The sequence below is a fragment of the Labrys okinawensis genome (genome assembly GCF_047345005.1).
Lineage (GTDB): Bacteria > Pseudomonadota > Alphaproteobacteria > Rhizobiales > Labraceae > Labrys > Labrys okinawensis.
In genome coordinates, this window is the sequence record NZ_CP178864.1 from 115990 (window position 1) to 130569 (window position 14580).

The window sequence follows — 14580 nt, forward strand, 5'->3', positions numbered from 1 at the left end:
TCGCGCTTAGTGCGGCTGCAAAGCCGATGAAAGATAGTTGATGAAAGTTCAATACGGAGAAGAAGTGGCGAATCACTCTGACCCCGAGTCATGCGGGGCACATCGCGAGGTGTGCGTCGAAGCGTTGACAGGGGAAACCGGCAGGCCGGCCATTGAGCCGCGAAATGATCAATTCGGGATGCCGACGCTGTTAAGCGAAGCGGAAGGCAACACGGTGCATGGCGTCAATCGCAAGCCATGCTCCGATCCCGCGCGGTCGAAGACCCTGTGCATGTCGGGAAGTCTTTCATACGGAAGCAGCGAGATCTCATCAGTGTCCAGTGCAAATGGACTGGACGGGACTGGGAAGGTCGTTGATCACAATCCAGTCGTCAACGCTGATGAGAAGTCGGATACGCCCATAGTACCGCAGAAGTTGCCGAACAAAGGAGATGATCCTGCGGAGGCAATGGAGGGAAGGGGTGTAATCGGAGGGAACGCCTTAGAGACTCCAGCGTGCCGGACACAGAGCCGGATAAAACACGCTTCGATGGGGATCGAAGGTGTACGGGAAGCCGCCAAGCGGAACCCGAAGATGCGTTTCACGGCGCTGATGCACCACATCACCCCGACGCTATTGGTGAAGAGCTTCCATGCGCTTCGCAAGCAGGCGGCGAGCGGTGTGGATGGCGTGACGTGGTACGACTATGAGAAGACCCTCGAGGGGCGTGTGCACGAACTACACCAGGAGATTCAATCCGGTGCATATCGTGCACAACCGTCCCGACGGGTCTACATTCCGAAGAATGACGGAAGACTCCGTCCCCTCGGTATTGCAGCGCTGGAAGAAAAAGTCGTGCAGATGGCCGTATCCACGGTTCTGAACGCGATTTATGAGCAAGACTTCCTCGGCTTCTCATACGGGTTCCGACAAGGAAGAGGACAGCATGACGCGCTGGACGCGTTGTGGGTTGGGATCGACAAACGGAAGATCAACTGGATACTGGACGCGGATATTCGCTCGTTTTACGATGAAATCGATCACGAGTGGATGGTTCGTTTCCTGTCGCATCGAGTTGGTGACCGTCGGCTGATACGTCTGATCCACAAATGGTTGAAAGCGGGCACGATTGAGGATGGCCGTCGCGTCGCATCAACGCGAGGAACTCCTCAGGGCTCTGTAATTAGCCCGGTGCTATCGAATATCTATCTGCATTACGCATTGGATTTATGGGTCCAGCAATGGCGTACTCGAGATGCCAAAGGCGACGTGATCATTGTACGTTATACCAACGTGCACGGATCATGACCGATGCGCCCAATCGCGCATTCCGATGGACATGATCTTCCACGGCTGATCGACGAGCCTGTTCCAAGCGCGGCAGCATTGATCGACGATGTCGTCGTAGTCCTTGAAGACGCGGTTCGACAACCAGTTGTCCCTCATGAACTGCCAGAGGTTCTCGACCGGGTTCAATTCCGGCGACCGCGGCGGCAGGAACATCAAGGTGATGTTGTCCGGCACCTTCAGGTTCGGCGTGACGTGCCATCCCGCCTGGTCGAGAATGAGCACGGCATGTGCTCCGGGATCGACGGCGTTGCTGATTTCGGCAAGATGTTCCTGCATCGCCTCGGTGTCGCAATAGGGAAGGACGAGGCCAGCCCCCTTGCCCTTTTTCGGGCAGATCGCGCCGAAGATATAAGCCCACATGGTGCGCTGGTCGTGCGGGGCCGACGGTCGGGTTCCCCGGCGTGCCCAGCGGCGCGTGATCTTGTTCTTTTGCCCTATTCTGGCTTCGTCGGCCCACCAGATTTCGATGTCCGTGTCGGGCGGGCATTTCGCCCTGATCTCTGCCAGCGCGGCGGGGAAATCTTTTTAAAAACCTCACGCTCCAATTCGTTCTGGGCGTAATGGCGCGGGCGAGCGGAAAGCTTGGCAAAGCCGAGCGTCTTGAGTTCTCGCCCGACCGTCGTCTCGTCGACTGAGACCCGAAACTCCTGGAACAGCCACTGCACGAGGTCCTTACGTCGCCAGCGGACCACGCCGTGAACGGCGGGGATCGGACCGCTTTCGACAATCTTCGCCAGCGCTTGGCGCTGCGCGTCGTTTAGCTTGGCCCGGCCGCCCGGTGCTTTTGTGTTGATCAACCCGGCGGGGCCGCGTTCGTTGAAGCGCAAGACCCAGTCGCGGACGATCTGCACCGTCACCCCGCCGATCTCCGATGCATACTGCCGGGAGCCGCCATCATAAATCGAAGCCAGCGCCAACAGCCGCCGGACCTGGGCGGCATCCTTTGCCTTCTTCGCCAGCCTCCTGAGGGCTGTTCCGTCGTAATCTACCCGCAACGATATCGCCTTCGTCATGCCAAACCTCCGTTTGGCACAATGAGTCAGAATTCCTCTGATTTGGGAATCCCATCACGAGTCGGCGTCATTGCTCGTTGGTATAAGCGACAAGGATCGCAAGAAGGCGATATCAACACTGGCTTGCCTGCTGATGCAGGCCGCAGGCCTCGTCGTCGAGGAGCTCAACGATGAGCAACACTGATTTAATGCCGGCAGCGTTACTCGCGCGCAAGGCCATCGTTTACGTGCGGCAATCCACGCAGTCGCAGGTCATGACCAATCTGGAAAGCCAGCGACGGCAGTATGATCTTGTTGACGTCGCGCGACAGCGCGGGTTCAGCGACATTGAGGTCATTGATGACGACCTCGGACGCTCCGCCAGCGGAACTGTCGCCCGCCCCGGCTTCGATCGTCTCGTCGCCCTGTTGTGCGCCGGCAAGGTTGGTGCCGTTCTATGCTTCGATGCATCACGGCTCGCACGCAACGGACGTGATTGGCATCATCTGCTCGAACTTTGCGGCCTTGTTGAAGCCCGCGTCATAGACCACGACGGTGTCTATAATCCATGCCGGCCCAATGACCGTCTGCTGCTCGGGATGAAGGGTAGTATCAGCGAGTTCGAACTAGGCGTGCTGAGAGCTCGCATGCTCGACACCATGGGGCTATCAGGAGTTCCGCGAAGCGTCCCCGATCCGATCCACAAGCGGCACGCCGAGCTCAACAAAGCCGTCGATGATCTGGCCGCAAAGTGGCTGCAAATCACGCCGAAAAATCTGAAAGTCCTTCAGGCTGCTGTCTTTGCCGCATGCTTATTTTAAAGCTAGTGGACTGATCGAGACAAAAGATTCCGGCTTGAGATTCCCAACATCGGTGGAATGTGCGACGGTTCCCTATGCGCACAGGGATCATTTTTGACGTCACCGCCGCCGACCGTGTCCGGCTTGAAACCATCGTTACCGCCGGCGGCTCTCCGCAGAAACATGTCTGGCGGGCGAAGATCATCCTGATGAGCGGCGATGGCCTGGGAACGGTTGCAATCATGGAGGCGACCGGCAAATCCAAACCTTGCGTCTGGCGCTGGCAAGAGCGCTTCATGTCCGAGGGTGTCGATGGTCTCCTGCGCGACAAGAGCCGACCACCCGGCATAGCGCCTCTTGATGACGAACTGGTGGAACGTGTCATCGCCTCACGCTCGAGCCGCCTCGACAGGAGGCGACGCACTGGACCGTGCACGCCATGGCGAAAGCCATTGGGATTGCGGCCTCTTCCGTCGTCAAGATCTGGCATGAACATGGGGTGGCACCGCATCGATGGCGCAGCTTCAAACTCTCTAACGACAAGGCTTTCGCCGAAAAGCTCCATGATGTGGTGGGGCTTTACGTCTCGCCGCCTGCCCATGCCATTGTCTTGTCCGTCGATGAAAAGAGCCAGATCCAGGCGCTCGACCGGACACAGCCGGGTCTGCCCCTGAAGAAAGGGCGCGGCGGCACGATGACCCATGATTACAAGCGCCACGGCACGACGACATTGTTTGCCGCTCTCAACATTCTCGACGGATCGGTCATCGGTCGCAACATGCAGCGCTCCGGCATCAGGAGTTCATCCGCTTCCTCAACGCAATAGAGGCAGACCTGCCGAAGGATAAGGCCGTTCACGTCGTTCTCGACAACTACGCTACCCACAAGCAGCCAAAGGTTCGCGCCTGGCTGGCAAGACATCCGAGATGGACATTCCACTTCATTCCAACATCCTGCTCATGGCTGAACGCCGTCGAGGGCTTCTTCGCCAAACTGAGACGCCGACGTTCGAAACACGGCATCTTTCATTCCGTCGTCGATTGCAGGCAGCCATCAACCGCTTCGTCAAGGAGCACATCAGGAACCAAAGCCATTCATCTGGAAAGCCGATCCGGACCAGATCATCGCTGCCGTAAGGAGAGGGCACCAAACGTTGTAATCAATTCACTAGTTCTCCAGCCCTGCTCAGCCGCTTTAGATTACCCGACCCCAATGACAACAGGGGAACGCCGAAGGTTGCCGAATTTACTTTACAATAAATATTATAGGTCAAGCGCGACAACTGACTCTCAAACAGCGTCTTCAAATCCTACGATGACATTGTCGACCACCGCTGCGATGCATGGCGCAAGCTGCAACGACGGCCGTGGCGCAACGGCTTTCTCCTCCCGAAGGAGAGACCCCCGCATGGAGCGTGATATCCTTTTCCGCCTCGATCATGCCGGTGGTGAAAGCCTCGTGGACATCCAGGCGGGAGCCGCCAAGTCGTCCCTGTCTGGGCGGCCGTCAACCGGCCTTGCCGCGCGCTGGCGATACAGGCAATCGCCGTCGAAACCCGATCCCGAACCGCGCCGCCGCCGACCGCGCCGATATTCCATCCCGCGACGTCGCCAAAACGCGGTTGCGCAGATCATCGCTCAATGCATGTGACATTTAGCCTCTAGGCAGATCACCATCGGAGACAATGGGATCAGCAAAAGTCGTAGAAGGGAATCCTCAGATTCCTCGTTAAACGGACGCGCTCTAGCTGTCCCCCTTCAGTCCAATTGGGAGGGCAAAGCTGGCCTTAACACGATCCATTACAACCATAGTCTTGAATCCCTTAATGTCATGATTCTCGTAAAAAAATCGTCGCGTAAACTGCTCATAGCCTTCCATGTCATCCGCGGTCACGACAAGCATGAAGTCAGCATCACCTGTCACATAGTAGCCGATCATAACCTCTCGGGTCTGCCTGATTGCTGCCTTGAAGCGATCGACGATATCGGCACGTTCACGCTCAAGCGACACCAATACAATCATCGTTATCTGCCGTCCCACGGCTTTGGGCGAAACTATCGAAACGTCTGATTCAATCACGCCCTCCTCTCGAAGTCGCTTTAGACGTCGTTGACAAGCTGTCGGCGACAAATGCGCCACGGCAGCCAGTTCCTCGGAAGTTAGCCTGTTATTTCGCTGGACGGCGTCAAGTATTGCTACATCTGCTCGATCCAGCTCAAACATCGCGTAATCCTCCAATCCTGAACTCAATATGCAGCAATTCTGCATATTCACTGCCATATGCGCTGTCAATCGACTCGAGCAAAAATCTATTCTGCATTTGCAGGCAGTTTGAATGTGCAGCAATCCTCACGATGTTCAGAGCCAGCAACAATTATTTCCACGGATTCCCAATACGGGTACGAGCGTAGCGGCGGAAGTAGAAAAGGGATGAAAATGACGATCGATATTCAAACAATCAGCGAGAAGGACAGAAGCACTGTCCTGCATCCGTTCACGCAGATGAAGGATTTTGCGACCGGCAAGCTTGGTGAGCCCACGATCGTCGAGACGGGGAAGGGGATCCGAATCCAGGATGCCTATGGCAATCAGCTGATCGACGGATTTGCGGGTCTCTATTGCGTCAATGTCGGCTATGGCCGCACTGAGGTCGCGGAGGCGATTTCGCGCCAAGCCTATCGTCTCGCCTATTACCATACGTATGCGGCGCACACGACCGATGAACTCGCGATCCTTTCTGATCGCCTTGTCAAGATGGCGCCGGGCAAGATGAGCAAGGTGTTCTACGGCATGTCCGGTTCGGACGCCAACGAGACCCAGGCCAAGCTCGTCTGGTACTACAACAATCTGCGCGGCAAGCCGAACAAGAAGAAGATCATATCGCGTGAGCGCGGCTATCATGGCTGCAGTGTCGTTTCCGGTTCGATGACCGGCATGAGCTTCTACCATGACCATATGGACCTGCCGCTGCCTCAGGTCGTTCATACCGGAGTTCCGCATCATTACTGGGGCGCCAATCCGGGCGAGACCGAACGGGAATTCTCCGCCCGTCGCGCTGTTGAGTTGGATCAGATGATCGAGCGTCTCGGCCCCGACAATGTGGGTGCCTTCATTGCCGAGCCGGTTCTTGGTACCGGTGGTATCACGCCGCCGCCGGAAGGCTACTGGGAAGCCATCCAGGCCGTGCTTAAGAAGCATGACGTACTGCTGATCGCTGACGAAGTCATCACTGGGTTCGGCCGCACCGGCTCCCTGTTCGGTTCGCAGCATTATGGCATCGAGCCCGACCTTATCACGGTCGCCAAAGGGCTGACGTCGGCCTATTTCCCGCTGTCAGCTTCAATCGTTGGCGAGAAAGTCTACAAGGTGCTGGAAGACGGGGCCGATAAGGTCGGTGCTTTCTCGCACGGCTACACCTATTCCGGCCATCCGATCGGCGCCGCCGCGGCAAACGCTGTTCTCGACATCGTCGAGAAAGAGGATCTCCCTGGTAATGCAAAGGAAGTCGGCGCCCATTTTCAGGCGCAGTTGAAGGAGAAGTTTGCACAGCTACCGATCGTCGGCGAAGTCCGCGGTGTTGGTCTGATGGGTGCGATCGAGTTCGTCGGCGATCGCGAAAACAAGACGCGGTTCGATCCGTCGCTGAAGGTCGGCGCGCGCATCTCCAAGGCCGCCCGCGACCGTGGACTAATCGCTCGCGCCATGCCGCATGGCGATATTCTTGGCTTCGCTCCGCCGCTGGTTACGACAAAGGCTGAAGTCGATGAGATCGTCTCCATCGCCGAAAGCGCGGTGCGCTCCGTGATGGACGAACTCGTCCGTGACGGACAGAAGATCTAAACGAGTGACGCAGAACGACGCGATGCCCATCGTGGATGGTCATTCGAAATCTAACTTTAGTGATTGGTTCTGGGCGCGGGTCTTTGGCGGGCTCTGACCAGTGAACTCAACTGCTGCGCAGGATAGCGCATTATAAACGAAAGGAAGCTGGCCAATGACCGTTGCCAAACTTCACGTCACGACTAGCTTGGCGCCGATCTCTGTCTACAGCCCTTATGACGGATCTCTCGTCGGATCGGTTGACGCGACGGATGCAAGCTGGATCAATGAACTTCTAGTGCGTGCCCGGCGTGGCGCAGAGCATTCCCGCAATCTCCCAAGGCACTCCCGCTCAAGCATTCTCGAACGGGCGGCCAAGTTCGTGGAAAGCCGACATGATGCTTTTGCCAGGACCATCGTGTTCGAAGCCGGCAAGACGATCGTTCAGGCGCGAAAGGAAGTTCTTCGCTGCGTCAATACTCTGAAGCTCTCGGCTGAGGAAGCAAAGCGCAATGCGGGCGAGATCGTGCCCTTCGATGCCTATGAGGGTTCGGAGCGGCGTCAAGGGTGGTTCACGCGCGAACCCCTTGGGATTATCACCGCGATCACGCCGTACAATGATCCGCTCAACCTCGTCGCCCACAAGCTCGGGCCGGCAATCGCGGGCGGTAATGCCGTGCTGCTGAAGCCATCGGAGTCGACACCGCTTTCGGCAATCAATCTCGTCCGTGTGCTTGTCGAGGCTGGGTTGCCGGAAGAGATTATCACCGTGGCAATCGGCGGGGCCGACCTCGGAAGGGCGCTCGTCTCCGCGCGCGAAGTCCGGATGGTGTCATTCACCGGTGGGTTTGCTACCGGTGAAGCGATCAGCCGTTCGGCGGGGCTCAAGAAACTGGCGATGGAACTCGGCGGCAACGCACCAGTCATCGTCATGAGTGACTGCGAAGTCGACAAAGCCGTTGAGAGCTGTGTTTCTGGCGGCTTCTGGGCCGCAGGTCAGAACTGCATCGGAGCGCAACGAATTCTCGTGCAACGCGATCTCTATGACCGTTTCCGTGATGGCTTCGTGGAGGCCACATCGAAGCTCAAGGCTGGCGATCCGTCTCGCGAGGAGACGGATGTCGGGCCGATGATCTCGAGCCAGGCGGCGGAGCGGACCGAAGCGGCGGTCGATGACGCCATCGCGGCAGGCGCGAGATTGCTATGCGGCCATCGGCGCGAAGGATCCCTCTATTTTCCGACGGTGCTGGAGGGCACGCCGCCGACCTGCAAGCTCTGGCACGACGAAGTCTTTGCTCCCGTGGTCATGCTCGCTCCGTTCGACACGCTCGACGAGGCAATCGCAATGGCCAATGAGCCTGAGTACAGCCTTCACGCGGGGATATTCACTAACGATCTCAATGCCGCGCTTGAGGCAGCAAGCAGGATCGAGGCTAGTGGAGTGATGATCAACGACTCCTCCGACTATCGCTTTGACGCGATGCCCTTCGGGGGCTTCAAATACGGCAGCATGGGGAGAGAAGGTGTTCGCTTCGCTTACGAGGACATGACCCAGCCAAAGGTGGTTTGCCTCAATCGGCGGTGATTTGTCAGGAACGGCTCTGGAAAGGCAATGCTATCCAGAGCGCTCCACTGAGGAACCATTATCGAACGGCTCGGTATCGTTCAGCTTCGTTCTCGCTAATTCAGAGGAAATTATGTCTACCGACAAACGCATTGAACTTGATCCCCTGGGGCCGGTAAGCGTACCTGCGGATAGTTACTATGGTGCGCAAACCGCTAGGGCATTAGAGAACTTCCCAATCTCCGGCATCCCAATTAAAAGCATGCCATTTCTCATTCGAGCACTGGCCCAGGTGAAGATGGCTGCAGCGCACGCCAACTTTGAAGAAGGTTTGCTTGCGGACGCAAAGCGTGAAGCAATCGTAGCGGCTTGTCGGGAGGTACTGGCGGGCAAGCACGACAATGAGTTTCTTGTAGACGTGTTTCAGGGTGGCGCCGGTACTTCCACTAATATGAACATGAACGAGGTCCTTGCTTACCGCGCGACTGAGCTCCTTGGAGGTGCGCGAGGCGAAGAGCGTCTTGTCCACCCAAACGACGATGTAAACCGATCTCAGTCGACCAATGATGCTTACGCGACTGCGGTCAGGTTGTCTGTGATACCTGCAAGCCGGGAATTGTCCACCGCGCTGGCTTCTCTGGCCGCCGCCCTTAATAGAAAGGCAGACGAATTCGGTGGCATTCGCAAGCTCGGACGCACGCAATTGCAAGATGCGGTTCCAATGACGCTCGGCCAGGAGTTTGCCGCGTTCGCGACGACGATCCTCGAAGACTGCGACAGACTTAACGAGACTGAGCGCCTATTCCTTGAGGTGAATCTGGGAGGGACAGCGATAGGGACGGGCGTCACGGCTACGCCCACCTATCGGGCTCGTGCCCTTAAACATCTCGCAGACAGCTCAGGTCTTCCCATAGTTGGCTCAAAAGACCTAATTGAGGCGAGTTGGGATATGGGCGCCTTCATGCTTCACATGGGATTACTTAAGCGAATTGCAGCCAAACTTTCGAAAATTGCGAATGATTTCAGACTTTTATCGAGTGGTCCGCGCGGCGGACTCGGTGAGATCATCCTTCCGGCACTTCAGCCGGGCTCCTCACTTATGCCCGGAAAGATTAATCCGGTGGCAGCCGAAGCATTGAACCAGGTTTGCTTCTATGTCTACGGCATAGATACAACGGTTGGGATGGCTGCCGAAGCCGGACAGCTTCAGCTTAACGCCATGGAGCCCGTCATTATCTATGGCATTCACGACGCAATGCAACTTTTACGTAACGCCGTACTTACGTTTACGAAGACTTGCGTCGAGGGCGTGTTGGCTAACGTGGCCAAATGCGAAGCCAACCTGAACAGCAGTACTGCGTTTGCAACCGAACTGGTGACTACTATGGGCTATGAAGCGGCCGCCAGAATGGTGAAGGAGACGCTCGCGAGCTGACCGATTTCCCGCTCCGCTGTTGCTAAAGTGGGCGGCATAATGGGACGGTCGGGAAGCGCAATCCGGGAAACTAGGTGGATTTCACGCGCCCAAAACTGGCGTTCGTCAATCTCAGCAGTCTTGGTACGGGCGACGTTTACGGATGGCTCTGGGTCGTGGCAGCGACACGGTAAATGCGAGACGAGGAGGGACACAATGAGCCACACAATAAACCATCTCCGCCGGCTGCGACTGCAGCGCAGCGAGCTCGCCGTGCCCGGCTCGAACCCCGAGATGATCGAGAAGGCGGCGAGTTCCAACGCCGATTACATCTTTCTCGACATCGAGGATGCCGTGGCACCGCCAGACAAGGAACGCGCGCGAGCCAATATCGTCGCGGCGCTGAACCAGATCGACTGGCGCGCCCGTGGCAAGACCATCTCCGTGCGCATCAACGGCCTCGATACCCACTACATGTACCGCGACGTCGTCGACCTCATGGAACAAGCCGGCGACCGGATCGACACACTGCTCGTGCCGAAAGTCGGTGTGCCGGCAGATCTCTACATGGTGGAAGCCATGGTCAACCAGATCGAAATTGCCAAGGGCCACAAGACCCGTGTCGGCCTCGAGGCCCTGATCGAGACGGCGCTCGGGATGGCCAATGTCGAGGCGATCGCGTCCTTCGGCGGGCGGCTGGAGGCACTGCATTTCGGCGTTGCCGACTATGCAGCCAGCCTCAAGGCCCGCACAATCAACATCGGCGGCCTCAACCCTGACTATCCGGGCGACCAATGGCACTTCGGTCTGTCGCGCATGACGGTTGCCTGCCGTGCCTACGGCCTGCGCGCAATCGACGGTCCTTTCGGTGATTTTTCCGATCCCGAGGGCTACAGGGCCGCGGCCCGCCGTGCCGCCGCTCTCGGCATCGAGGGCAAGTGGGCGATCCATCCGAGCCAGATCGCGCTTGCCAATGACATATTCTCCCCGCCCGAGAAGGAGGTCGAGCGCGCCCGCCGCATCCTCGACGCCCTGAAGGTAGCCGAGAGCCAGGGCAAGGGTGCAGCCTCCCTCGACGGAAAGATGATCGACGCCGCTTCCGAGCGCATGGCACGCAACGTACTCGCCACCCACGAAGCCATTGCCGCTGGCCGTTGAGAGGAGGACCACATGGACATCCACGAATACCAGGCGAAAGAGCTTCTCTCTCGCTACCAGATCCACGTTCCGCGTGGCGGCCTTGCCTATAGTCCGGAGCAGGCGGCTTATCGTGCCACGGAAATTGGAGGCGACCGATGGGTCGTCAAGGCGCAGATCCATTCCGGTGCACGCGGCAAGGCGGGTGGCGTCAAGCTCTGCGCCTCCGACCACGAGATCGTCGAGGCTGCCGATTCCATGCTCGGCCGCACGCTTGTGACACACCAGACAGGCCCGCAGGGAAAACTGGTCAGCCGCCTCTATGTGGAAGAGGCGATGGATATCGAGCGCGAAATCTATCTCGGTTTCGTCCTCGACCGCAAATCCGAGCGCATCATGATTGTTGCTTCGTCTTCGGGCGGTATGGAGATTGAGGAGATTGCAGAGACTGAGCCGGACTCGATTATCCGGGCGACTGTCGATCCTGGTGTCGGCATGCAAGATTTCCAGGCCCGAGAGATCGCCTTTGGGCTGGGCATCGATAATGCCTTGATCGCCCGCGCGACCCAGACGCTGCTCGGCTGTTATCGCGCTTTCGTCGACTACGATGCCTCGATGTTGGAGATCAATCCGCTGGTGGTTACCACGCGAGGTGATCTGGTGGCGCTCGACGCAAAGATGAGCTTTGACGAGAACGCGCTCTTCCGCCGGCCCCACATCGCCGAAATGCGCGACAAGAGCCAGGAAGATCCGCGTGAAACCTTCGCGTCCGACTGCGGCCTCTCCTATGTCGGCCTTGACGGCAACATAGGCTGCATTATCAACGGTGCGGGTCTTGCCATGGCGACCATGGACATGATCGAGATCGCTGGTGGCGAACCTGCGAATTTCCTCGACATTGGCGGCGGGGCTTCGCCAGAACGTGTGGCGAAATCTTTCCGCGCCGTATTGCGCGACAAGAATGTCGAGACGATTCTGGTGAACATCTTCGCGGGCATCAATCGCTGTGACTGGGTGGCCGAGGGCGTGATCAAAGCTCTGCGGGAAGTCGGCGTGCCGGTCCCGCTCGTCGTGCGCCTCTCCGGAACCAACATGGAAGAGGGCCGGCGCATTCTCGCCGAATCTGGCAAAAAAATTATCATTGCGGAGACGCTCGCAGAAGCTGCCGACAAGGCTGTCAGCGCCTGGCGTTCGTTCACTGGCATCAAGGCTGCTTGAGGGGGCCGAGACATGTCCATTCTACTCGACAAGAAGACCCGTGTCATTGTCCAAGGCTTCACCGGCAAGATTGGCAGCTTCCACGCTGAGGATATGAAGCGCTACGGCACCAACGTGGTTGGCGGCGTCACTCCAGGCAAGGGTGGCCAGACCCATGCTGGATTGCCGGTCTTCAACACGGTAAAGGACGCCGTGCAGGAAACCGGCGCCGAAGCCTCGATCGTGTTTGTACCTCCGCCCTTCGCGGCGGACTCGATCATGGAAGCGGCCGACGCCGGCATCCGGCTCTGTGTCTGCATTACCGACGGCATCCCCTCCCAGGACATGATCAGGGTCAAGCGATACATGCGGCGCTACCGGTTCGAGGATCGCATGACCCTGATCGGACCGAACTGCGCCGGCATGATCACGCCCGGCGAGGCGCTGATGGGCATCATGCCGGGCTCGATCTACTTGCCCGGACGCGTCGGCATCGTCGCCCGCTCGGGCACGCTCGGATATGAGGCTGCGAGCCAGATGAAGGCGCTCGGCATCGGTGTTTCGACTTCGGTCGGTATCGGTGGTGACCCGGTCAACGGTTCGTCGTTCAAGGACATGCTGGAGCTCTTCGAGAAGGATCCGGGTACCGACGCCGTGCTCATGATCGGCGAGATTGGCGGTCCACAGGAAGCCGACGCCGCACTCTGGGCGCGCGACAACATGAGGAAGCCGCTGATCGCTTACATCGCCGGACTTTCGGCGCCGAAGGGTCGTCGCATGGGCCATGCCGGTGCGATCATCTCGGCCTTCGGGGAATCGGCCCAGGAGAAGGTCGAGATCCTGAAGAGCGCCGGCGTCACCATCGTGCCAACGCCGTCCTCCTTCGGCGAGACGGTGTCGGCAATTCTGTGAGGAGAGTACCGGGGCGGACGATTTTCGTGCGATATCGTTCAAGATGATTGAATACCAGGCAACTTAGTCAATAGGTGGCAAATTGAAATAAAATAGCGAAAGAATTGCTCACCTGCGGAGCGCAAATAGGAACTGGATTGCGGGGAGTGAGAGCTCGACGCGTTGCAAGTTCCAAAGCGGTCATTTCACGAGAAAAAGCAACAGGCGCAAAATGACCGTTGAGTTCCATAAGCTATCTTATGCGATATGTTATAACGTAACACTACTCTGCCATAGCCACTGCAACCAACAGAGGACCTAAGCGCCCCGCGAGCTTGACGACACGACCATGAGTGCAACGACAACAACAAAAGCAATCAGCGTCCCCGACATCGCCGCAAGGAAGGGTCCGACGCCGCTCGTCTGCCTGACGGCCTATACCACGCCCATGGCAAAACTCGTCGATCAGCACTGCGACATCGTGCTAGTCGGCGACAGCGTCGGCATGGTCCTTCACGGATTGCCGTCGACGGTCGGCGTCACACTGGAGATGATGATCCTGCACGGCCAGGCCGTGCGGCGCGGTCTCGAACGTGCGGTGATGGTAGTCGACATGCCGTTCAGTTCCTATGAAACCTCGCCAGAGCAGGCATTTCAAAATGCCGCGCGGCTGATGTCAGAAACGGGATGTGCCGCTGTCAAACTCGAGGGCGGCGTCCATATGGCCGAGACGATCGCTTTTCTGACCGCGCGCGGCATTCCGGTCATGAGGCATGTCGGCCTGACACCACAGGCAGTGCACACGTTCGGCGGCTATTCTGTCCAGGGCCGCGGTGAGGCTGGCGACCGGGTCATGGAAGATGCCCGTGCCGTTGCCGCCTCTGGGGCTTTTTCCGTCGTCCTGGAAAAGATCCCCGAACCGCTCGCGCGCGAGATCACGGCTGGGCTTTCCATTCCGACGATCGGAATCGGTGCCTCGCCTGCTTGCGACGGCCAGATCCTCGTCGTCGTCGACATGCTGGGGCTGTTTTCCACCTTCCGCCTAAATTCGTCAAGCGCTACGCCGAACTCGCCGCAGCCGCGGGAGTGGCGATCGGAACCTATGCGCAGGAGGTCGGCTCGCGCCAGTTCCCCGCCACCGAGCACGTGTTTGGTGACGCCCCCAAAGCTGCACAACAGGAAGAGCAGCGATGACGATGATGATCGTGCGAACCGTGGAGGACTTGCGCAGAACAATCTGGCAAGGGTGTCGCGAAACGCCAGCAGCACGTCCCCGTCAACCAAGGTTTGCGATGCTTTCTTGTCGATCTTCATTCCGCCTGGTCTCCCAAGCCGCGGTGGCTGTCGTCGAACTCGTTTCGGCGGCAGCCAATTTCCACGTGACGGCGAGCGGCATCGGTGGAGCGAAAAAAGTGGCTGGCGCACGAGGATGGAGG

10 protein-coding genes and 4 pseudogenes are annotated in these 14580 nt (G+C 58.3%); 10 read left to right on the top strand and 4 right to left on the bottom strand.

What is annotated here, in order from left to right; translation table 11 throughout:
* The first annotated feature begins 40 nt into the window (after window positions 1-40).
* Window positions 41-1288, top strand: a complete 1248-nt coding sequence (locus ACMDCR_RS00585; RefSeq protein WP_413990682.1) for a reverse transcriptase domain-containing protein — start codon at window positions 41-43, stop codon at window positions 1286-1288.
* Here the strand turns inward: ACMDCR_RS00585 and ACMDCR_RS00590 are convergent.
* A protein-coding gene (locus ACMDCR_RS00590) for an IS630 family transposase (protein WP_413990683.1) occupies window positions 1283-2343 on the bottom strand; the annotation gives its coding sequence in 2 pieces (ribosomal slippage) (window positions 1283-1851 and window positions 1851-2343; 1062 coding nt in all). The two genes, ACMDCR_RS00585 and ACMDCR_RS00590, sit on opposite strands and share 6 nt — an antisense overlap.
* A gap of 170 nt (window positions 2344-2513) precedes the next feature.
* On the opposite strand from ACMDCR_RS00590, the pseudogene ACMDCR_RS00595 reads away from it, so the two are divergent.
* Window positions 2514-2978, top strand: a pseudogene (locus ACMDCR_RS00595) (recombinase family protein); the annotation flags it as partial.
* A 239-nt stretch (window positions 2979-3217) separates the two neighbouring features.
* Window positions 3218-4281: pseudogene (locus ACMDCR_RS00600) on the top strand (IS630 family transposase).
* A gap of 248 nt (window positions 4282-4529) precedes the next feature.
* Here ACMDCR_RS00600 and ACMDCR_RS00605 read toward each other — a convergent pair.
* Together ACMDCR_RS00605 and ACMDCR_RS00610 are read right to left on the bottom strand one after the other, a co-directional pair.
* Window positions 4530-4775: pseudogene (locus ACMDCR_RS00605) on the bottom strand (IS630 family transposase); the annotation flags it as partial.
* A gap of 90 nt (window positions 4776-4865) precedes the next feature.
* Entirely contained in the window at window positions 4866-5345 is a 480-nt protein-coding gene (locus ACMDCR_RS00610) for an Lrp/AsnC family transcriptional regulator (protein WP_413990684.1), read from the bottom strand.
* Window positions 5346-5558: 213 nt separating this feature from the next.
* Here ACMDCR_RS00610 and ACMDCR_RS00615 point away from each other — a divergent pair, with 213 nt between their 5' ends.
* The 6 genes from ACMDCR_RS00615 (at window position 5559) to sucD (ending at window position 13165) form a co-directional block, all read left to right on the top strand.
* Complete coding sequence (locus tag ACMDCR_RS00615) at window positions 5559-6962, top strand: aspartate aminotransferase family protein (RefSeq protein WP_413993789.1); 1404 nt, start codon at window positions 5559-5561, stop codon at window positions 6960-6962.
* 154 nt (window positions 6963-7116) lie between these two features.
* Entirely contained in the window at window positions 7117-8526 is a 1410-nt protein-coding gene (locus ACMDCR_RS00620; protein WP_413990685.1) for an aldehyde dehydrogenase family protein, read from the top strand.
* A 112-nt stretch (window positions 8527-8638) separates the two neighbouring features.
* The gene (locus ACMDCR_RS00625; RefSeq protein ID WP_413990686.1) at window positions 8639-9940 is read left to right on the top strand and encodes an aspartate ammonia-lyase; all 1302 of its coding nucleotides are present in this window, start codon (window positions 8639-8641) and stop codon (window positions 9938-9940) included.
* A 195-nt stretch (window positions 9941-10135) separates the two neighbouring features.
* Entirely contained in the window at window positions 10136-11077 is a 942-nt protein-coding gene (locus ACMDCR_RS00630) for an HpcH/HpaI aldolase/citrate lyase family protein (RefSeq protein WP_413990687.1), read from the top strand.
* Between the two features lie 12 nt (window positions 11078-11089).
* On the top strand, window positions 11090-12274 hold the full coding sequence (locus ACMDCR_RS00635) for a malate--CoA ligase subunit beta (RefSeq protein WP_413990688.1): 1185 nt from the start codon (window positions 11090-11092) through the stop codon (window positions 12272-12274).
* Between the two features lie 12 nt (window positions 12275-12286).
* Entirely contained in the window at window positions 12287-13165 is an 879-nt protein-coding gene (sucD, locus tag ACMDCR_RS00640; protein WP_413990689.1) for a succinate--CoA ligase subunit alpha, read from the top strand.
* A gap of 67 nt (window positions 13166-13232) precedes the next feature.
* Here the strand turns inward: sucD and ACMDCR_RS00645 are convergent, their stop codons facing one another.
* Entirely contained in the window at window positions 13233-13394 is a 162-nt protein-coding gene (locus ACMDCR_RS00645) for a hypothetical protein (RefSeq protein WP_413990690.1), read from the bottom strand.
* A gap of 99 nt (window positions 13395-13493) precedes the next feature.
* Here ACMDCR_RS00645 and panB point away from each other — a divergent pair.
* Window positions 13494-14338: pseudogene (gene panB, locus ACMDCR_RS00650) on the top strand (3-methyl-2-oxobutanoate hydroxymethyltransferase).
* The last annotated feature ends 242 nt before the right edge of the window (window positions 14339-14580 follow it).